At 69.4% G+C, this 20,172-nt stretch carries 17 protein-coding genes; 9 read left to right on the top strand and 8 right to left on the bottom strand.

Going from position 1 to position 20,172, the window contains the following annotated elements; genetic code table 11:
* Nucleotides 1-120: 120 nt before the first annotated feature.
* From ACZ7KI_RS04085 to ACZ7KI_RS04065, 5 genes are all read right to left on the bottom strand, one after another.
* A complete protein-coding gene (locus tag ACZ7KI_RS04085) occupies nucleotides 121-954 on the bottom strand; it encodes a DUF5336 domain-containing protein (RefSeq protein WP_470271719.1) in 834 nt (277 codons plus the stop codon).
* Nucleotides 955-1,291: 337 nt separating this feature from the next.
* Nucleotides 1,292-2,179 carry a succinate--CoA ligase subunit alpha gene (sucD, locus tag ACZ7KI_RS04080; protein ID WP_400942213.1) on the bottom strand — a complete coding sequence of 296 codons (888 nt, stop codon included), beginning with the start codon at nucleotides 2,177-2,179 and terminating at the stop codon, nucleotides 1,292-1,294.
* Between the two features lies 1 nt (nucleotide 2,180).
* On the bottom strand, nucleotides 2,181-3,350 hold the full coding sequence (gene sucC / locus ACZ7KI_RS04075; RefSeq protein ID WP_470271718.1) for an ADP-forming succinate--CoA ligase subunit beta: 1,170 nt from the start codon (nucleotides 3,348-3,350) through the stop codon (nucleotides 2,181-2,183).
* A gap of 117 nt (nucleotides 3,351-3,467) precedes the next feature.
* Complete coding sequence (locus ACZ7KI_RS04070) at nucleotides 3,468-3,827, bottom strand: hypothetical protein (RefSeq protein WP_470271717.1); 360 nt, start codon at nucleotides 3,825-3,827, stop codon at nucleotides 3,468-3,470.
* On the bottom strand, nucleotides 3,824-5,677 hold the full coding sequence (locus tag ACZ7KI_RS04065) for a hypothetical protein (protein WP_470271716.1): 1,854 nt from the start codon (nucleotides 5,675-5,677) through the stop codon (nucleotides 3,824-3,826). The genes ACZ7KI_RS04070 and ACZ7KI_RS04065 overlap by 4 nt, the downstream gene beginning before the upstream one ends.
* A gap of 576 nt (nucleotides 5,678-6,253) precedes the next feature.
* On the opposite strand from ACZ7KI_RS04065, the gene ACZ7KI_RS04060 reads away from it, so the two are divergent.
* Entirely contained in the window at nucleotides 6,254-6,940 is a 687-nt protein-coding gene (locus ACZ7KI_RS04060; RefSeq protein WP_470271846.1) for a M23 family metallopeptidase, read from the top strand.
* Between the two features lie 693 nt (nucleotides 6,941-7,633).
* Here ACZ7KI_RS04060 and pcrA read toward each other — a convergent pair.
* Nucleotides 7,634-10,042, bottom strand: a complete 2,409-nt coding sequence (pcrA, locus tag ACZ7KI_RS04055) for a DNA helicase PcrA (protein ID WP_470271715.1) — start codon at nucleotides 10,040-10,042, stop codon at nucleotides 7,634-7,636.
* A gap of 90 nt (nucleotides 10,043-10,132) precedes the next feature.
* On the opposite strand from pcrA, the gene ACZ7KI_RS04050 reads away from it, so the two are divergent.
* The 7 genes from ACZ7KI_RS04050 to ACZ7KI_RS04020 all read left to right on the top strand — a co-directional run bounded on the left by ACZ7KI_RS04050 (nucleotide 10,133) and on the right by ACZ7KI_RS04020 (nucleotide 17,387).
* Nucleotides 10,133-10,552 (top strand): DUF1707 SHOCT-like domain-containing protein, encoded by a 420-nt coding sequence (locus tag ACZ7KI_RS04050; protein ID WP_470271714.1) that lies wholly within the window; start codon nucleotides 10,133-10,135, stop codon nucleotides 10,550-10,552.
* Between the two features lie 169 nt (nucleotides 10,553-10,721).
* Nucleotides 10,722-11,009, top strand: coding sequence for a chorismate mutase (locus tag ACZ7KI_RS04045; RefSeq protein ID WP_470271713.1), 288 nt, complete (start codon nucleotides 10,722-10,724; stop codon nucleotides 11,007-11,009).
* A 496-nt stretch (nucleotides 11,010-11,505) separates the two neighbouring features.
* A complete protein-coding gene (locus tag ACZ7KI_RS04040) occupies nucleotides 11,506-11,811 on the top strand; it encodes a hypothetical protein (RefSeq protein ID WP_470271711.1) in 306 nt (101 codons plus the stop codon).
* A 338-nt stretch (nucleotides 11,812-12,149) separates the two neighbouring features.
* Nucleotides 12,150-13,388 carry a hypothetical protein gene (locus ACZ7KI_RS04035; RefSeq protein WP_470271710.1) on the top strand — a complete coding sequence of 413 codons (1,239 nt, stop codon included), beginning with the start codon at nucleotides 12,150-12,152 and terminating at the stop codon, nucleotides 13,386-13,388.
* Between the two features lie 255 nt (nucleotides 13,389-13,643).
* Nucleotides 13,644-14,486: a hypothetical protein gene (locus tag ACZ7KI_RS04030; RefSeq protein ID WP_470271709.1), complete on the top strand. Its 843-nt coding sequence runs from the start codon at nucleotides 13,644-13,646 to the stop codon at nucleotides 14,484-14,486.
* Nucleotides 14,487-14,705: 219 nt separating this feature from the next.
* Nucleotides 14,706-16,322 carry a serine/threonine-protein kinase gene (locus ACZ7KI_RS04025; protein WP_470271708.1) on the top strand — a complete coding sequence of 539 codons (1,617 nt, stop codon included), beginning with the start codon at nucleotides 14,706-14,708 and terminating at the stop codon, nucleotides 16,320-16,322.
* Between the two features lie 18 nt (nucleotides 16,323-16,340).
* Nucleotides 16,341-17,387: a serine/threonine-protein kinase gene (locus tag ACZ7KI_RS04020; RefSeq protein WP_470271707.1), complete on the top strand. Its 1,047-nt coding sequence runs from the start codon at nucleotides 16,341-16,343 to the stop codon at nucleotides 17,385-17,387.
* On the opposite strand, the gene ACZ7KI_RS04015 is transcribed toward ACZ7KI_RS04020, so the two are convergent.
* Together ACZ7KI_RS04015 and ACZ7KI_RS04010 are read right to left on the bottom strand one after the other, a co-directional pair.
* A complete protein-coding gene (locus ACZ7KI_RS04015; protein WP_470271706.1) occupies nucleotides 17,388-18,056 on the bottom strand; it encodes an alpha/beta fold hydrolase in 669 nt (222 codons plus the stop codon).
* Nucleotides 18,057-18,126: 70 nt separating this feature from the next.
* Entirely contained in the window at nucleotides 18,127-19,065 is a 939-nt protein-coding gene (locus ACZ7KI_RS04010; RefSeq protein ID WP_470271705.1) for a LysR family transcriptional regulator, read from the bottom strand.
* A 101-nt stretch (nucleotides 19,066-19,166) separates the two neighbouring features.
* Between ACZ7KI_RS04010 and ACZ7KI_RS04005 the strand changes: the two genes are divergently transcribed.
* A complete protein-coding gene (locus ACZ7KI_RS04005; RefSeq protein ID WP_470271704.1) occupies nucleotides 19,167-20,108 on the top strand; it encodes a DMT family transporter in 942 nt (313 codons plus the stop codon).
* Nucleotides 20,109-20,172 lie beyond the last annotated feature (64 nt).

Here is a 20,172-nt window from a genome sequence, read left to right as displayed (position 1 = left end):
TGAGGCACGCCGCCGCCGGGTGGCGCACGTGGCCCAACCCACCCGGTCGGGTAACCCGGGAAAAGAGAAGCACCCGCGGTGACACAGAGAGTCACCGCGGGTGCTTTTACGTGCGAGAGATCAGCTCTGCTGGCCGAAACCCCCCGGCGGCGTGCCCGGGTTCTGACCCTGCTCCGAAGAGGAGGACGGCGGCTGCTGGAAGAACTGGCCCTGCTGCGGCGCGTACGTCGTGGCCTGCTGGCCCGGCGGCTGCGTGACCGGCGGCTGGAATCCGCCCGGCTGCGCGAACGGGCCGGACGGCTCGCCCTGCTGACCCTGCTGACCTTGTTGTTGTCCCTGCTGGCCCGCGCCGGGGAACGGCTGGACCTGGGTGGCGGCCGGGCCCTGCTGACCCTGCTGGCCGAACGGACCCTGCGGGCCCTGCTGCGGGAACTGCTGGCTGTAGGGGCCCTGCGGCGCCTGCTGCTGCGGCTTCGCGGCGGGCACCTTGAGGACGTCGTGCTCGAACAACAACGCGGCGACCGCGACCAGCATCTGCAGGATGCCGAGGATCAGCACGACGGTGAGGATGCCGGGGACCGAGACCTCCGAACGACCGCCGCCGTAGCCGATGATCAGGTCCAGCGCGCCGAACGCGCCGATGACGCTGAACAACGCGGCGAACGGCAGCGTCTTCGGGCCACGCGGCAGTGCGTGCAAGGCCGCGAGCAGACCGCTGACCAGAAGGAAGAGCGAGACCTGGCCGGCGGCGTCGGCCTCGTCGGAGAAACCGATGAAGAACTGGACGAGGCCAAGGACGGTGACGGCGAGAGCGAGCAGCAGCGCCAGATTCAGCGGGCCCGCCTGCGACGGCGCCTGCTGCTGCGGAAAGGCTCCCGAGGCGGGGTGGGACTGAGGGGGTTGCTGGCCGCCACCCTGCTGGGGGTAGCCGGGCCCACCGCTGGGATAGGACATCCGAATGCTCTCCTGTCGTTCGACCGGCACCCCGGGGCACGCGGGACTCCCGGGACAAACGAGGCGGCTGTGATGCTCGAACGCTAGCGCACACGCGGTCACCCCACGCCTCGGGCTCTGAGACGTCTGTACACCCGATCGGGTTCCGTGCGGAACCCCTCGGCGACGGCCGGATCGCGTTTAGCCCGCTAAACGCGCCACGCCCCGCCGGATCGCGATTAGGGGGCGAAAGTCGACCTGGCCTGCGGGTCGCGTTTAGCGGGCTAAACGCGAACGGCGGGCCGGGCACCTGGTGAGGCGCCCGGCCCGCCGGGGAAAAGCGTCAGTCTCCGAAGGATCAGAGGCTGTTGTACAGCTCGCGCGCCAGGACGGCGGTCTCGCTCGGGGTCTTCCCGACCTTGACGCCGGCGGCCTCGAGGGCCTCCTTCTTGGCGGCGGCCGTGCCGGAGGAGCCGGAGACGATGGCGCCGGCGTGGCCCATGGTCTTGCCCTCAGGCGCGGTGAAGCCGGCGACGTAACCGACGACCGGCTTCGTCACGTTGTCCTTGATGTAGGCCGCGGCGCGCTCTTCGGCGTCGCCGCCGATCTCGCCGATCATCACGATGACCTTGGTCTCGGGGTCGGCCTCGAACGCCTCGAGGGCGTCGATGTGCGTCGTGCCGATGATCGGGTCGCCGCCGATGCCGACACCGGTCGAGAAACCGATGTCACGCAGCTCGTACATCATCTGGTAGGTCAGCGTGCCGGACTTCGACACCAGGCCGATCGGGCCGGCGCCGGTGATGTCGGCCGGGATGATGCCCGCGTTCGACTTGCCGGGGCTGATCACGCCGGGGCAGTTCGGCCCGATGATGCGGGTCTTGTTGCCCGTGGCGACCGCGTGCGCCCAGAAGTAGGCCGAGTCGTGCACCGGGATGCCCTCGGTGATCACCACGGCGAGCGGGATCTCGGCGTCGATCGCCTCGATGACCGCGTCCTTGGCGAACTTCGGCGGCACGAAGATGACCGAAACGTCGGCGCCGGTCTCCTTGATGGCCTCCTCGACCGTGCCGAACACGGTGAGGTCCTTGCCCTCGATGGAGACGGTCTGGCCCGCCTTGCGGGCGTTGACGCCACCCACGATGTTCGTGCCGGACTTCAGCATCTTGGTCGCGTGCTTCATGCCCTCGGAGCCGGTGAGCCCCTGGACGATGACCTTGCTGTTCTCGTTGATGAAGATCGACATCTCACGCACCTGCCGCGGCGAGCTCGGCGGCCTTGTCGGCCGCGTTGTCCATTGTGTCCACCACGGTGACCAGCGGGTGGTTCGCGTCGGCCAGGATCTGGCGACCCTCGACGACGTTGTTGCCGTCCAGCCGCACGACGAGCGGCTTGGTGGCCTCGTCGCCCAGGATCTTCAGCGCCTCGACGATGCCGTTCGCGACCGCGTCGCAAGCGGTGATGCCGCCGAAGACGTTCACGAAGACGCTCTTCACGTCGGTGTCGTTGAGGATGACGTCCAGCCCGGCCGCCATGACCTCGGCCGAAGCGCCGCCACCGATGTCGAGGAAGTTGGCGGGCTTGACGCCGCCGTGCTTCTCGCCCGCGTAGGCCACGACGTCCAGAGTGGACATCACGAGACCCGCGCCGTTGCCGATGATGCCGACCTCGCCGTCGAGCTTGACGTAGTTGAGATCCTTGGCCTTGGCCTTCGCCTCGAGCGGGTTCTCCGCCTCCTTGTCGACCAGGGCCTCGTGGCCCGGCTGACGGAACGAGGCGTTCTCGTCGAGGGTGACCTTGCCGTCGAGGGCGATGATCTTGTCCTGCGGGTCACGGACCAGCGGGTTGACCTCGACCAGGGTCGCGTCCTCGGAGACGAAGGTCTCCCAGAGCTTCACGACGACGTCGGCGGCTTCGTCGACGACCTTCTCCGGGAACTTGCCCGCGGTCAGGATCTCGACGGCCTTCGCCTTGTCGACACCGGTGATCGCGTCGACCGGGATCTTCGCGAGCGCTTCGGGACGCTCGACGGCCAGCTGCTCGATCTCCACGCCACCTTCGGCCGAAGCCATCGCGAGGAAGGTGCGGTTCGCACGGTCCAGCAGGAAGGAGAAGTAGTACTCCTCGGCGATGTCCGAGGCTTCGGCCACCAGCACGCGACGCGTGATGTGGCCCTTGATGTCCAGACCGAGGATCGCCTCGGCCTTCTCCGCGGCCTCATCCGGCGTCTGGGCCAGCTTGACGCCGCCGGCCTTACCGCGACCGCCGGTCTTGACCTGCGCCTTGATGACGACCTGGTTGCCGATCTTCTCGGCGGTGGCCTTGGCTTCTTCGGGGGTGTTTGCCACGGCACCCGGCAGAACCGGTACTCCGTGGGCGGCGAAGAGATCCCTCGCCTGGTATTCGTAGAGGTCCACTACTCCAGTCTCCTGACGACACGCCACTGTGGTGGTCCGTTTCCGAACCGCGCTGTCGGACCAGTCGAGGTTAGCGACCTGCGCAGAAGCAGGGGACTCCGCACCTGGTGAAGTCGGTCACCGTATGCGGTCAGACGGTGTTTCCACGGTGTGAGACCGCACACCGGAGACCCAGTTCGCCGCCTCTTCCAGGGTTTCGAAGGCGTTGTCGAACCGGCTCGGGCCGTTACCGACCGCGAAGAGGAGAACGTCCGGGAGCGCTTCGGCAAGCCCTTCCGGCTCACTCGCGCCTCGTACGACACCGAGGACGTCCGGATCCTCCTGTTCGGCCGTCCGGACCAACTGTTCGGTGGTGTCGAGACGCCCGGAGTAGACGACCTCCACCCCGTCGTCACGCATCAGCCTTCCGAGCGCGACAGCCGAATCGTCGTCGACGCCGAACTCGGCCAGCACGACGCGCAGGAGACGTCGCGTCATTCGGACCGCCTCGAACCCGCGAGGACCATCACGGCCGCGACGAGAGAGGCGACGGCGGCGGCCAGCGCGAGCCAGAACCCGGCACCCGCCGACGCGCCCTGGTACTCCGAACCGACGAGCGGCAGCTCCGCCGCGTGCAGGCCGAGAACCAGCGCGGCACCGGACAGTGCCGACGCGGCCGCGACCGGACGCGAGCGCACGACGAGCGCGTACAGGCCGAGCACGACCGCGAGCGCGCCGAGCAGACCCCACGACGCCGCGCCGAAGTCCGACCACAGCCCCGGCGCGGTGTAGCCGGGCGCGGTGAACACGGGCGTGCCGAACGCGGCGATCGCCAGCACCGCCGCCGCGACGACCGGGGTGAGCACGGTGCCGTTCGCCCGCGTGCCGTCCAGTCCGTCGCCGTCGGCGGTGGCATCGTCGTCGTCACGCTCCACGACACCGGTGACCACGGCGGCGAGCGCGGCCACGGCCGCCAGCACGAGCGCGATGAACGTCCAGGTGACGCCCGGGCCCGCGGAAAAGCCGACCTTGTCCGGCAGCGGGAGATCGACCCCGAACTGCGCCGGGTCGACCGCCTTGTCCTCGGTCACGGACAGGGCCGCGCTCAGCACGGCCGCGCCCGCGAGGACGACACCGGCCCACGTGGCCGCGACGACTCCCCTGGCGAACGCCGAGAACCTGGGCACGAAGACGAACAGCGCCGGAACGGCGAGCGCGACGGCGGCGCCGAGCAGGAGCCAGCGCGAGGGCGTCTCCGGTACGGGAGTCGCGCCGTTGGCCTTCAGCACCGGCGTCAGCGCACCCGCGACCGCGGCCCCGGCGGCGAGCAGCGCCAGTCCGCCCGTCGTCAGCCGCCACCAGAACAGTCCGGGCAGCCTGGCCTCGCCGGCCAGGTCGCCGGTTGCCGTCTCACCGCCCTCCGCGACGTCGAACCGGGTGAAGACCAGTCCCAGCAGTGCCAGGCCGGCGATGGTCACCACCACCGAACCCGGCGCGACCGAGAGCCTGTCCACGGCCAGCCCCGCGACCACCGGTGGCACGCCGACCGCGAGAGCGGCCAGCGCCGCGCCGGCGAACCCGCCCTTGCCGACCCCGGCCGAGGGCGAGCTCACCGCCACGAGCACCGTCAACGGAAGCAAGGCCGCGAGCAGCAGGTACCCGGCCATCGCGACCGTCGGCGCCTCGAAAGCGTTCTTCGCCAGGAGGTACGCGTTGCCCGAGCCGAGCGGCGGCAACAGCAAGCTGATCCCGCCCGCCACCGCGAGCACGGGCCCGAGCAGCCGCCACCGGCGCCGACCGTCGAGCGCGCCCGCCAGTTCCGACTCGTCACGGGCCGTCCCCGCGGCGAACGCCCCGGCGGCGAGGGTCAGTAGGTGGCCCGCCACCAGCGACCACAGTCCCGGTCCGGCCTGAGGCATCGCGAGCAGGCGATCGGCGAGGAACAGTTCAGGACGCGAGGCGAGTGATCCGTCCGCGAGCAGCTGCAGGTCCAGCAACAGCCGTCCGGGCGCGAGCGCGGTCAGCCCGAGCACCAGCCCGGCCGCGACCCCCGGACGTCCCGTCGCCACGGCGTAGAGCACGGCCGCCGCGGGAGCCAAAGCCAGCACGACCAGCAACGGTCCGGCGGTGAACCCGGGCGAGCCGTCCCGGACGACGGGCATCAGCGCGCCGGCCGCCAACGCGACCGCACCGGCCGACACCAGCCCCACCGACAGCAGGAGCGCTCGCGGGCGGGCACCCGGTCCACTCCGGAGAAGTTCGGCGGACACGGTCCCAGGGGCGGCCTGCCCGGCGGATTCCGCAGGTTCTGCGGTTTCGTCACCAGGGTGCCGTGAGCGCGAAGTCATCGACGGCGACGCTAGCAAGCCGGGCTCGCACGGGCGCGTCAGCAGGTCGCGGCGGCAGGCCGCAGTGGGCGCTGACAGGACCTACAGCGGGTAAACCCGCTTCAACATCACAGGGCAACCGGTTATTTCCCTCGTTTGCCTCCTTCCGGGCCCTTCGGTACCCCCGAACAGCCGCATCAATCTGTAACGCAAGTCACAAGGTTACGAGTAAACCTCCTCTAACTTTGGGTAATCTTCACTGGACAAGGGCCAGATCGTCGTCGCCCGTTCGGCCGAGGAGGCCGTCAGATCTTGCTGTCGGGGGTACCGCTTCGTTACTGTTCCCGCGTCCCCATTACAGTCAGATCACGAATGAGAGCATCGAACGAACCACCCCCGAGGTCGTTCACCGGGTTCCCCCGCCCGGGCTCTTGATCAGACTCCCCGAACATGGAAGGCCCCGTCTTGGCTTCACACCGCTCCCCCGGCGGCCAAGCTCCTTCCCCGGCGCTCGAGAACGCACTGGATGGTGCGGTCGTCCGCGTCCGGGGCTCGCACCGCCTGTCGCCCCCTTCTTCGGCCCTTCGCGGCCGTGTCGTGGTCGCGGCCGTCGCTGCCGGCGCCTTCGCGGCCGCCGCTGCCGGGCAGACCCTGAAGTCCGTTTCGGAATCCTCCGACGCCGCCGTCACCCCGCTGGCCAGCACCCAGGACGCGAGCGCTTCGTTCGCCCTCGGTGGCGGAGCCGGTGGTGGCGCCCCTGAGCTGCTGCCGACCAGCCAGTCGACGAACGCCTCCGCCGAGGCCCAGAAGCTCTCGGACAACAACAGCATCACCCAGGCCCGCGTCAAGCGTGAGGCCGAAGCGGCCCGCAAGGCCGAAGAAGAGGCCAAGCGGCCCAAGACCTGCATGCCCGCCAAGGGCACCTTCACCTCGGGCTTCGGTGCCCGGTGGGGCACGAGCCACCTCGGCATCGACATCGCGGCCCCGATCGGCACCCCGATCGTCGCGGCCTCCGACGGCACGGTCATCGAAGCGGGACCCGCCAGCGGTTTCGGCCTCTGGGTCAAGGTCCAGCTCGCCGACGGCACGATCCACGTCTACGGCCACATGAACTCGTTCTCCGTACGCGAAGGACAGAAGGTCAAGTGCGGCGAGGAGATCGCCGAGGTCGGCAACCGCGGCCAGAGCACCGGCCCACACCTGCACTTCGAGGTGTGGCAGAACGGCACGAAGAAGATCGACCCGCGCCCGTGGCTCGCCGCCCGCGGCGTCAACGTCGGCTGATCGAGCCTCTTTTTCCCTTGCTACACCGGTAATCCCGCCTGCGGCACCGGCGCGCCGGGCAACCACGCCCTGGCGCGCCCTCAAGACCTCGGCCGCACCAGATTCACAAGCCGAGGCCAATCCACCAGCCGCGTCCACCGCGAAAGCTGTGCCCACTCCAGCGACTGTGTCCACTCCAGCAGCGGATTCCGGGCCCTCGGAGCCCTCACGCGACGCCGCCGGGCAATCTCCGGACGAAGTACCCCACCGCGACTTGCCACACCGTGCACAGTCCTGCCGGGCGCCGTCTGAACGGCGGCCATCCGGCGGAAAATCCCCGAGAAGGATCTCGGCACCCGGCTGGCCGCGGCCCGAACAGCCATCGCCGCGCGTGACCGCATACGACACACCGTCCGGCCCCGTCCGGTTCGTGCGTCCGCAGTAACGCGCGCCAGGCCGCGACCAGCCTGAGCACTTCCGGCGGTTCCGGACCCCGATCCGAACCCGCCCCTTCTTCAACACCCCGCAGGTATTCCAATACCCCAGCCGCGAGAACCCCAAACAAGACCCCGTCCACACCGTGCGCCCCCTTCCTGATGGGGGCACACCGGCTCGTCCAGCATACCCCAGCGCATCGAACTCGTGTTCGATGGCACAGGTATACGGGAAGGGTCCGACAGTTTTCGGACGCGAGGGTGAATCCGCAGGTCAGGGCTAAAGTTTGACCATCGGGACGCTGCCGATGAGCATCAGCCGGACCTTGCCGGCGGCACCGAAGTCGATCGTCGCGGTGGCCCGCGGTCCGGCGCCGTCGCAGGCGATGACGGTGCCGAGCCCGTACTTGTCGTGACTGACCCTGTCACCGACGTCGAGCTTCAGCGCGACGGTGTCCTTCCAGCCCTTGCCGAACGGGCTCGTGCCCGACGAACCCGACGGCGACGAGGTCCCGCCGCCACGGCGGCCCCAGGTCGTCGCCGCGCGCGGCGAACCACCGGAGGAACCGAAACCGCCCGAGGACGGCGACGGCGCGAGCCTGCGCCAATCGACCAGTTCGCCGGGAAGTTCGTCGAGGAACCGCGAAGCCGGGTTCATCTGCGGCTGCCCCCAAGCGGAGCGCACCATCGAGCGGGAGACGTACAGCCGTTTCCTGGCGCGTGTGATCGCGACGTAGGCGAGCCGTCGCTCTTCGGCCAGTTCGGTCGGGTCCCCGAGCGCGCGCATATGCGGGAAGATCCCGTCTTCCCAGCCCGTACAGAAGACGACGGGGTATTCGAGGCCCTTCGCGGTGTGCACGGTCATCAACGTGACCACGCCCGAGTCGTGCCCGTCTCCGTCATCGCCGCCGTCGGCCGCGGGGATCGAGTCCGCGTCCGCCACCAGCGAGACCCGTTCCAGGAACGCGGGCAGCGAGCCAGGTTCCGGCACTCCGGGGTCGATCTCGGGCAGTTCGCCCTCCGGTCCGGCGACCTCGGCGGTGAATTCGGTGAACTCCCGCGCGACGGTGACGAGTTCCGTCAGGTTCTCCACCCGCGACGCGTCCTGCGGGTCGTCGGACTCCTCGAGTTCCGCGCGGTAACCGGTGCGCTCCAGGACCGCCTCGAGGATGTCGGCGACCTCGGCACCGCTTTCGACGATCTCGCCGAGTTCGTCCAGCAACTCGACGAAACCGGTGATCGCCTTGGCGGAGCGCGGGTTCAGCAGCGGCACCTCACCGTTGACGGCTCCGCGCAGCGCCTGCGCGAACGAGATGCGCTCCCGCTCGGCGTAGGTCGCGATGACCGCTTCGGCCCGGTCGCCGATGCCGCGTTTGGGGACGTTGAGGACGCGACGCAGGCTGACCGTGTCCTCCGGGTTCGCCAGCACCCTCAGGTACGCGAGCATGTCGCGGACCTCACGCCGTTCGTAGAACCGCACACCGCCGACGACCTTGTAGGGCAGGCCGAGCCGGATGAAGATCTCTTCGAAGACCCGGGACTGGTTGTTGGTGCGGTAGAAGACCGCGACGTCGGAGTAGTCCGCTTCGCCCTTGTCCGCCAGCGCGTCGATCTCTCCCGCGACGAAGGCCGCTTCGTCGTGTTCGTTGTCCGCGACGTAGCCGACGATCTTCTCGCCGTCACCGGCGTCGGTCCACAGCCGCTTCGCGCGCCTGTTGGGGTTGCGCGCGATGACGCCGTTCGCCGCCGAGAGGATCGTCTGGGTCGAGCGGTAGTTCTGTTCCAGCAGCACGGTCCGCGCGTTCGGGAAGTCGCGTTCGAATTCCTCGATGTTGCGGATGGTCGCGCCGCGGAAGGCGTAGATCGACTGGTCCGCGTCACCCACGACGCACAGTTCGGCGGGCTCGATGCCCGCCTCGTTCGCCTCGGTGCCGACCAGTTCGCGGATCAGCGTGTACTGCGCGTGGTTCGTGTCCTGGTACTCGTCGACCAGGACGTGCCGGAACCGCCGCCGGTAGTACTCGGCGACGTCCGGGAAGGTCTGCAGGAGTTCGACCGTCCGCATGATGAGGTCGTCGAAGTCGAACGCGTTGGCCTGGTTCAGCCGCCGCTGGTACTCGACGTAGACCTCGGCGACCCGGCGCTCCAGGTCGTTGGCCGCGTTCGACGACGCCGTCTCCGGGTCGACGAGTTCGTTCTTGAGGTTCGAGATGTGCACGGCCAGCGTGCGCGCCGCGTACTTCTTCGGGTCGATGTCGAGATCGCGGGCGACGAGGGTGATGAGCCGCTTCGTGTCGTCCGAGTCGTAGATGGAGAAACTCGACGACATCTCCAGCGTTTTGGCCTCGCGGCGCAGGATCCGCACGCACATGGAGTGGAACGTCGACACCCACATGGCGTTCGCGCGGCGGCCCACGAGGTCGCTCACCCGCTCCCGCATCTCCGCGGCCGCCTTGTTGGTGAACGTGATCGCCATGACCTGGCCGGGGTGCACGTCCCGCTCGGCCAGCAGGTACGCGATCCGCCGGGTCAGTACCCGGGTCTTGCCCGAACCCGCGCCCGCGACGACCAGCAGCGGCGCGCCGGCGTGGGTCACGGCCTCGCGCTGCGCCGGGTTCAGGTCGTCGAGCAGGTCCGTGTGCCGGGACTTGGCCGGACCGTCTGCTGGGAGATCGAAGAGGGTGTTCATCGCCGGTCCACGCTACAGCGCCGGGCGTAGGCGCTGTTGTCGCCTGCCGTCCGACGCGCGAGCGGTGTTCGCGGCGGAGGATCGGATGCCATGGACACCAACGGAATTCCCTCCCGGCTCAGGGCGGCCGACATCGACCGGGAGCGGGTCGCCTCGCTCATCCAGGCCGCCGGCGGCGAAGGCCGTCTCTCCCTCGAAGAGGTAGAAGAGCGGCTCGGCACTGTGTATTCCACCAAGTACACGGACGAACTCGAGAAGCTCACCTCGGATCTGCCGAAACCCGTCCCGAAGCGGCGTCCGGTCGTCTTCGCGCATCCGGCGGTGCGGATCCACGTCGCGATCGCCGTGGTGCTCTCGGTGCTGCTGATCATCCGCTGGACGGTTTCGGGCGTGCCGTTCTTCTGGCCGGCGATGCCGATGTTCTGGCTCGCCATGAGCGTGCTCGTGCACGCGCGCGTCCGCGGGGCCCGTCGCGGCTTCCGGCGGGGTGATGGCGTCGCTGTGGCATAATGATCGGTGTGCAGCACGACGCGTTTCGATTTTTTCACGGGATCCGGACACCGGCTCCCGTGATCGCGTAGTGCCCGAAACGCCATCACCCGAAGCCCCGGAGTCCACGGACCCGGGGCTTTCGCCGTTCCGGGGGCCAGCAGGGAATCCGGACCGAAGAGAGGTCCCGATGAACACCACGCAGAAGCCGGATGCCGAAGAACCCACCGCCACCGCCGAGGAGATCGGTGAACTCCGCAAGGAGATCGACTGGCTCGACAGCGAGATCCTGCGGCTGGTCAAACGCCGCGTCGAGGTCTCCAAGACGATCGGCGCCGCCAGGATGGCCGCCGGCGGCACCCGGATCGTCTACAACCGTGAGATGGACGTGCTGGCCCGCTACCGCGAACTCGGGCCGGAGGGACGGCAGCTGGCGATGGCGCTGCTGAACCTGGGCCGGGGCAGGCTCGGGCGATAGCAAAGGTCCCTTGCTCCCCCGCAGGGTCCGGCAAAGCGACATAACCGCTGGTCGACTCCATCTCTATCCGGGACAAGGCGAACGTGTCGTGGTGGACCCGGCGGGAACTGCGCCCGGTTTGGGCGACTTGTACGGCTTCCGGACGGGGTCGTGAGTGATTTGGGTTGTTCTACGCTCATTATCACTCACGACCTCGCGCAGAAACGTACATAGCGGCAGCGATCGGATACTCAATCGCCTGGCGAGATCCTTGTGGACACTGAAACCTCGACCGCATCCAGAATCAAGCTCCACCACCGGCGCACGCGGCCCCGCGACACCGGGGGAATAGTCGCCTGACCTGCAAGACCTCGACTTTGCCGGGCCCCTCGCCCCCAGGGGGCACCGGATCGCGTTTAGCCCGCTAAAGGCGATCCGCGTCACGATTGCGTGCAGTGAGGCGAAACTCAGGGTGTTCCCCGAGCCATGACGACTCCGGACCAGGCAAACTGGACACATGATTAACCTCATCGCCGTCGTCATCGCGATCGCCGGTGTGCTCGCCGCGTTGGGCCATCTCGGTTATCTCGCCATGTTGAACAACGCGGCGGGTAAGCGAGCGGGGGGCGCGCCCATCGCCCAGTACGTCAAGACACGCTGGCCGATCGCGGCGGGTACCACCGCGGCCTCGCTTTTCGCCTGGTTGCTCACTAGTGGGGGAACGACGCTCGACTTCATCGCCATTTTGCTTGCGGTGGGTAGTGGCGTGACGGCCACCAAGTCCCTGCAATCGACCCAGCAGAAGTACCGCAGCGGCAACTGAACGGCTTCACCAGCACGAATAACACTGCGTAGCGTCACTGAGGCCCGCACGGCCGCGCCCGACCGAGTGAAACATCTGCAACTTGCAGAGCGGGTGAAGACTTGCGGGTGTCGAGCTTTTAGTGTGGATCCCGTGAGGACCCTTGCGTCTGGGTCGGGCGATGCCCGTATGGCGCGCGGGGGCATTGGCCCCGCGCGCCCACAGTCGCATGCGCGTGCATTTGCTCGCGAGAGTGCCCGGGAGTCTGCTCGCGAGGGATCCCGTGAAACCGCTGCTCCGTTCGGCTTAACCAGTGTCACTTCGCCGTCAGGGGCGGCCCATGAGGGGGTCGCTGGGACATGAACGGCTGGGCGGAACACCAGGGACGTACCGGACGCAACGGCGCGACGCACGCGGGCCGCCACCGGGCGGGCGGCACCGAGAGCTGGACCCCACCTGTGCCGCCGAGGCGGCAGCGCCCGACCGGGCACGGGCATCACGCGCACAGCGAGTTCGCCCCGCCTTCCACCGGTTCCCTTCCTCTGCCGCCACCGCGGAACAGGAGGGCGCCGGGCCCCGGCTACGCCCCTTCGAGCGGCCGACTGCCGCTCCCCCAGCCCGCTCGCGAGGTCCCCGTGGAACCCCCGGCCCGCGTCGAAGTCTCGTTGGCCGAACCCCCTCGGCTCTCCCCCGAGGAAAGGCGCGCGAAGGCCGCCCAGCGCACGAAGGTGACACTGGCCGCCCCCGCGCCCCGGCGCCCCGAACCCGTGGAGAACGATGACGACGTCCGGGTCTACCTGGCCCCGCCCATCGACGGTCTGAGCACCTTCGACCTCGGTTCGGTGCCCGCTTCGGTGACTCCGCCCAAGACCTGGCGCAAGGCCGCCTGGTTCGCCGCCGCCGCGTCCGCGCTCGTCGTCGTCGGCTTGCTTTTCGCCGGTTCCTTCCTGGTGGGCAAGCCGCTCCCGGAGCAACAGAGCCAGGGCGGCTGGCCCGGCTACCGCGGCGGCAGCCCGATGACCAACGAAGGCCTCGCCGCGAACCCGACCACACAACCGCAGGGCGGCGCGGCCGGCGACCCCTCCGGTCCCCCGTCCGGCTCCCCCACCCGCGACGACCGCAGTTCCGCCAACTCCGGCACCTCCTCCGACAGCGAGAGTCCCGGCAACGGTGGGTCGCAGCCCGATTCGGGCGGACCGGTCACGACCGGCCGGTCCACGCCGCCGTCGAGCGACCGGCCGCAGAAGCCGCCGATCACCCCCGCCGACCGCACGACCACCCCCGCGCCCTGGTACGCGTCGCAGCCGGACGCGCAGGCGATGGGAGACAACACCGAACTCTTCCTCAACACCGTCACCACGGACCCGCACCAAGCCTCCGACGTGACCTCGGGCGGTCTCCGTGAAGAGGGCGCGCAAGGTCTGCGTGAGCGCTACGCCGACGTCGCCTACTTCGAGGTGAAGAAGGTCAGCATCGACCAGCGCCGAGGCGTCACGGTCAACACCGTCGAGGTCACTCACAAAGACGGGACGAAGACCATGGAGCAGCGCACCCTGACCTTCGGTGACGACGACAAGATCGTCGACGACGGCATGTAGGTGGCCACGCACGTGCAGGCGTCCCGTTCCTCTGCACGTGCGGTGCGGCGAGCGGTTGTCCCTGGTCCGGGTGGGTGACATAAGCTGCCGTTCGTCGTATCGCGACGGCATTCCGGCGACAGAGCCTGGCCGCGGACCGTCTCCACAGGGTTACCTGACGACAGCAGGGTCCGCACCGTTCAGAAGACGGCCGCGCGGACCAGAGGTGTCGGCCGAACGGCCCAGCGCCTGCCCCGGACCAGAGCGAGGAATTTCGTGCTTGATCGACAGCGCATTCGGCGTGAGGACGCCGTACGTGTCGAGGACGTCATCCCGGAAGAGATCCTGAACGACACCCGCGTCGACCGCGAGTACCTCGAGCAGGTCTTCCGCGAGCCGCAGAAGTTCGTTCCCGCCCGTACCCGCGAAGAGCCGTCGCCGCGGCAGGAGCCCGAAGAAGAGCCGGAAAGCCGCAATGCCCGGCGGGCGAAGCTGGCCGGCCTGGTCGCCGCCGGACTGCTGGTCGCGGGTGCCGTCGTCACCGCGGGCGTGCTGGCGGGCACCCATCGGCAGAATCCGGCGTCGAGCGCCGGAGCGTCCGAAGTGATGAGCGGAGCCGCCGCGCTCGGCGGGCTCGCCGTCCCGGTCTCCTCCGAGCCACAGCGGAAGCACGAGACACGACCCTCGACGGGTACCAGCACGACCACCCAGCCCTCTTCGGGCACCGGATCGGGCTCGGGCTCGCGACAGGGTCCGGCGTCCAGCAGTTCCAGCCCGAAGCCGGTCACCAAACCCGCCGCGGTCAGCACGACCGAGGACAAGATCGACGCGGTCCGGAAGTTCTACCAGACCGTCGACGCCGATCCCGACGGCGCGCTGACGCTGCTCTCACCGGTGCTGGCCGAGTCTGAAGCGGGCCAGCTGATCCAGGCGTGGAGCTCGATGGACGCCATCCAGATCCAGGACATCCGGGAACAGGCCGACGGCACCATCCTCGCCGTGGTGACCATGCGCAACCCGGACGGCGGCCTGGTCCGGGTCACGCAGGTGCTGGAATTCGCCGATCGGACGACGGGTCTCATCACCGACGCCCGGCTGCTGTCGGCGCAGCACATGTGACGAATACCCGGCGTTGAACCGCCCTCTACCCAGGGCGATCAGAGCGTACCGCGTGTGTGTGCGCAGAGTGAGCGCCTAGCCTTGTCACGAGTCGGTCTCGGAAAAGCCGGCACACAGACCACTACATGTGCATACGCTCCAAGGCTGTGGCGTGCTGAAGGCCGCACCGCGTGCGCGGACGACTCCGCGACGTGAAGACGGAGCCCAAAGGGAGGTCGCGTGAGCGACGAGGGTCGCCTGGTCGCCGGTCGATATCGCATCGTCGGGCGGATCGGCACGGGCGCGATGGGTGCCGTCTGGCAAGCGCACGACGAGGTACTCGGCCGCACGGTGGCGATCAAGCAGTTGCTGCTGCAGCCCGGCCTCGAAGCCCAAGGCGCCGAGGACGCCCGCCAGCGCACCATGCGTGAGGGCCGGATCGCCGCCAGGTTGCACCACCCGAACGCCATCTCGGTGTTCGACGTCGTCACCGACGACAACGGGCAGCCGTGCCTGATCATGGAGTACCTGAACTCCACCAGCCTCGCCCAGGTGCTGCAGGAGGAGCGGACGCTCCCGCCCATCGAGGTGGCCCGGATCGGCGCGCAGGTCGCGGCGGCGCTGACCGAGGCGCACGCCGTCGGCATCGTGCACCGGGACATCAAGCCCGGCAACATCCTGCTCGCCCCCAACGGCACCGTGAAGATCACCGACTTCGGCATCTCCCGGGCCAAGGACGACGTCACGGTCACCAAGACCGGGATGATCGCCGGCACGCCCGCCTACCTGGCGCCCGAGGTCGCCATCGGTGGCGACCCCGGCCCGGAGTCCGACGTCTTCTCGCTCGGCTCGACGCTCTACGCGGCCTGCGAAGGCCAACCCCCGTTCGGCCTCAGCGAGAACACGCTGAGCCTGCTGCACGCCGTCGCGGCCGGGCAGATCATCCCGCCGCGCCAGTCCGGCCCGCTCGCCAGTGTGCTGGCCGTGCTGCTGCATCCGGAGATCCGGCACCGCCCCACCGCCGAAGAGTGCGAAGAGCTGTTGGCCGCTGTCGCGCGCGGTGAGACGCCGTTGGGCGGCCCCGCCGACGAAACCCTGCTCGCCGCCCCGGTCGCGGGCGGTCTCGCGGGCGCGGGAGTGACTCAGGCCCTCGACAGCGAGTCGGCCGGGCATTCGGGTTCGCTCCTCGACGAACAGGCCGCGGCGGGGTCGTACTACGACGAGGACGACTACCACCAGCCGCCCGCGTCGAACTACCCGGAAGACGACTACGACGGGTACGACAACTACGACGAGACGGCGCTGCTGTCGGAACGCGGCCACCCCGGCGGCGGCCCGGCGCCTACGCGCGCCGTCCCGGTACCCGCGGGCGACTACGACGACGATCCCTACGACGACGACTACGACACCCCGCCTCCCCCGCCGCCGCCCACCCGGGCGCAGACCAGCCCGGTGGACGAGGACGACGACGAGAAGCCGGGCGCGTGGAAGAAGCCCGCGATCATCGGCGGTGTGGTGGTCGTGGCGCTGGCCGCGCTGGGTATCTGGCTGCTGAGCCCGAACAACCCGGAAACCCCCGCGCAGGTCGGGAACTCCTCGACGAAACCGTCTCCCTCGGCGACCTCTTCGGCTCCCGAGACGACGGAATCGCCGTCGGAGACCGCGTCGTCCGAACCGCCCAAGGAGACGACGTCGTCGAAGAAGACGTCGAGCAAGGCGACCCAGACGCAGGAGCCGGACCCGCCGTCGCCGACGAAGACACCCTCCAGGTCTTCGTCAAAGCCGCCGCCGTCATCGTCGTCACCGCCCCCATCGAGCGAGCCCGACCCGCCGTCATCGGCTCCGGCTAATCCGTGATCTGATCCGAGGCTGCAATTGAGTTCCGAAGGTTCCATCGTCGGTGGCCGATACCGCCTGGACCAGCCCATCGGGCGCGGCCGGGCGGGCATCGTCTGGCTGGCGTTCGACACGCGGCTGCTGCGCACGGTCGCGATGAAGCGCATGTATCTGCCCGTCGGCCTTCCGCCGGACCGGGCGGAGCAGGCCAAGGCCGTCGTCATCCAAGAGGGCAAGGACGCGGCCAAGTTCGAGCACGCCACCGCCATCAAGGTGTACGACGTCCTGCCGGACGGTCCGGACGTGTGGCTGGTGATGGAGTACATCCCGTCGCGCGGGATGGCGACCTTCCTGGCCGAACACGGCAGGCTGACCGCGGAACAGGCCGCCGCGCTGGGCATCATGCTCGGCCGCGCGCTGGCCGCGATGCACGAGGCCGGGGTGGTGCACCGGACGGTCGAGCCGGGCACGGTCCTGCTGGCCGACGACGGCGGCGTGAAGCTCACCGACATCGGCATCACCGGTGGCGGGGCGAGTCCGGCGTACCGGGCGCCCGAGGTGGCGCGCGGCGAACCGGCGACCTCGGCGTCCGACGTGTTCTCGCTGGGCGCGACGCTGTACACCGCAGTCGAAGGGGTGCCGCCGTTCGGCGAGGACGGCGAGTCTTCGGAGCGGCCGCCGCAGACCGCCGGTCCGCTGGCGGGCGCGCTGCGCAAGATGCTGCGGGCCGAGCCGAGCGCACGGCCGACGATGGCCGACACGGTCCGTTCGCTGGGCGCGATCACCGAAGGGCGGCAGACGGCGTTCATCCCGCCGACGGCGCCCGCCATGCCCACGGTGCCCGCTTCGATGCCGGTGCCGATGCCGCAGGCGCCGCAGCAGCCGGTCCCGCAGTTCACCCAGCAGCAGCCTCCGCAGTATCAAGCGCCGCAGCAGTACGCGCCGCCGCCGCAGCAGCAGTACCAGCCCGGCCCGGCGTCGGCCGCGACGAAGTCGCCGGACACCCGGAAGTGGCTGATCACCGCGGGTGCGGTGGTCGCGGCGATCCTCATCGGGGTGCTGTTCGCGGAACTGTTCCTGATCTAGCTACAACCGCTCACGGACCAGCGTCACCAGTTCGACGGGACGGCTGAGGTACGGGCTGTGACTCGCCCGCCAAGTCACCGTCGTGTCGCAGCGTGCGGCGTAGTGGACGACCATTTCCGGGACGAGCGCCCGGTCTTCGGTGCAGGTGATGTAGGTGGTCGGGGTGTCCTTCCACGCCGCGCCCTCCGGCGATTCGTCGAAGATCGTGACGGGCTCCGGCCGCAGCAACGCCGTGGCGCGCTCGGCGACGGCGTCCGTGCAGTCGGCGTACATGGCCTCGCGGACGGCGGCGAGGTCGAGATGGGTCAGGCCCGCGGCATCGAAGATCAAGGGGACCTGGGCGGGTTCGCGACCGGTCTCCTCTTTGGCTCGCTCGATCCAGTACTGCGCGGTTTCCCCCGGCTCGCTGACGATCGCGGCCAGGTAGATCAAGTGCGAGGCCCCCTGAAGCCCGCTGGCGGTCAGGCCGCCGAAGGAATGCGCCAGCACCACCGGCGGCTCGGCCGCTTGGTCGACGATCTCCTGGACGATCCGGGTGGTTTCGGCGATCGGAAGGGCGCCGAGGTCGGGAACGGTGACGTCGGCGCCCTCCCGGCGCAGGCGCTCGACGACGTCGTCGAAATGGGCGGGCTGGTGCCAAGAGCCGTGCAGGACGATCAGGGGACGCACGGAGGTCCTTTCTCTGGCGGGAATGGGGCTTCCCCGCCAGGCTGTCGACCGCCGATACGGCTGTTCAAGCTCAGCCGGTTTTCCTGCCCACCTGATCACTCCCGCCTGCCTGTCCGGTCAGGGCTCCTTCGCGGATCGCGCTGAGGAACCGCCGTACCGCGGGGTGTTCCCTGGCGTGCGCGGCGACGGCGGCGTGGATGGAACGCACCGGATCGGGACGACGGACCTTGCGGATGGCGACGCCGGGATGCGGGGCGCCGAGGCCGAGCTCCGGGATCAGCGCGACGCCGAGCCCGGCGGCCACAAACCCTTGCGCCGTCTGGTAATCCTCGGATTCGACGACATGGTTGGGGGCGAATCCGGCCGCGCCGCAGGCGTCGAGCAGGATGTCGCGGCAGGCACCGGGGAGACCGTCGACGCCGACCCAGGGATCCTCCGCGAGTTCGGCGAGGTCGAGGACGCGTTTGCGGGCGAGCCGGTGGTTCTTCGGGAGGATCGCGCGGTACGGGTCGTCGAGAAGGTGCACGTACTCGACGCCCTTGACCACGGGCGTGCTGCTGGGAAGCACGATCATCGCGACGTCCGCCTTGCCCGACTCGATCTCGGGCATCGAATCGTCGGGCTCGACCAGTTTCAGGTCGAGGCGGACGCCCGGGAAGTCCCGGCGCAGCGCGGCGACGGCCAACGGGACCAGTGAGGCACCGGCCGTGGCGAAATAGCGGATCGCGAGCCTGCCGGTGCGGCCTTCCTTGAGCTCGGTGAGCGCGGCCTCGGCCTTGGCGAGCTGGGTGCTCAGCGTTTCCGCGTGTTCGGACAGCAGCGAACCGGCCGGTGTCGGCCGCACACCGCGGCCGACGCGCTCCAGCAGTTCGACGCCCGCTTCCCGTTCCAGGGTGGACAACTGCTGGCTGATGGCGGAAGGTGTGTAGCCGAGATTCCGGGCGGCGGCGGTGATCGAACCACTGCTGATCACGGCTCGGAGGACCTGCATACGGCGTACGTCCAGCATGGTCGGATCTTACAGTTCTTCTTAAGCCTCCCTGCAGTTATTTTCGCTTGTCCTTACGCGTCGGCGCGGCGAAGCTGGGCCAGGCACGAAGGAGGACTGGGGTGGGCGAGACCAAGACCCTGCTGCGGATCGGCGCGCTGGCGCTCATGTGGGGATCGAGTTTCTTCTGGATCAAACTGGGGCTGGAGGCGTTCTCCCCGGTACAGCTGGTGCTGGCGCGGGTGGCGCTGGGGGCGGCCGTGCTGATCGGGCTCTGCTACCTCGGCCGGGACCGGCTGCCGTCGGGACGGCGGATCTGGGGACATCTGGCGGTCGCGGCGTTCTTCCACAACGCGCTGCCGTTCCTGCTGTTCGCCTGGGGCGAGCTGACCGTCGATTCGGGGATCACGGGGGTCCTGAACGCGACGACGCCGTTGTGGGTGCTGGTCGCCGCGCCGATGCTGGGCGCGCGGACGAAAATGACCGCGGTCCGCGTCGCCGGGCTTGTCGCGGGGCTCGCCGGGATTTTGCTGATCTTCGCGCCGTGGGAGGCATCCGGCCTGCTCAGCTGGGGCGCGCTGGCCTGCCTCGCGGCGGCCGCGAGCTACGGGTTCGCGTTCGTCTACGAGGGCAAGCACCTGACCGGGACCGGCGACTCGCCGATGTCACTGGCCGGTGGGCAGATGCTGCTGGCGACCGGGTTCCTGCTGCTGGCGATGCCGATGGGCGGATTCGAGCCGGTGCACCTGAGCGCCGGCGCGGTCGTCGCGATCGTGGTGCTCGGGATCGGGTCGACCGGTATCGCGTTCGCGCTGAACTACCAGCTCCTCGCGAGCGAAGGCGCCGTCGCGGCTTCGATCGTCGGGTATCTGCTGCCGGTGGTGTCGGTGCTGCTGGGGGCGGTGTTCCTGGCCGAGTCGCTGAACTTCCGGGTGATCGCCGGGATGGTCGTCGTGCTGGGCGGCGTCGCGCTGACCCGGCTCCGCCCGAGGGAGCGGGGGACCTTTGCTACCGCCCCGGTGGCGGAGCGCCCCCTCGCCACCGCCGGGGAGACGACGCCGTGACGACCCGCGTTTAGCGGGCTGAACGCGACGCGGTGCGGTGGGGCCTGGGGGCTCACCGCATCGC

The sequence above is a fragment of the Amycolatopsis sp. NPDC039088 genome, assembly GCF_055598845.1.
The sequence above is the reverse complement of the archived record's forward strand: the minus strand, read 5'-3'. Positions and strand labels throughout refer to the sequence as shown.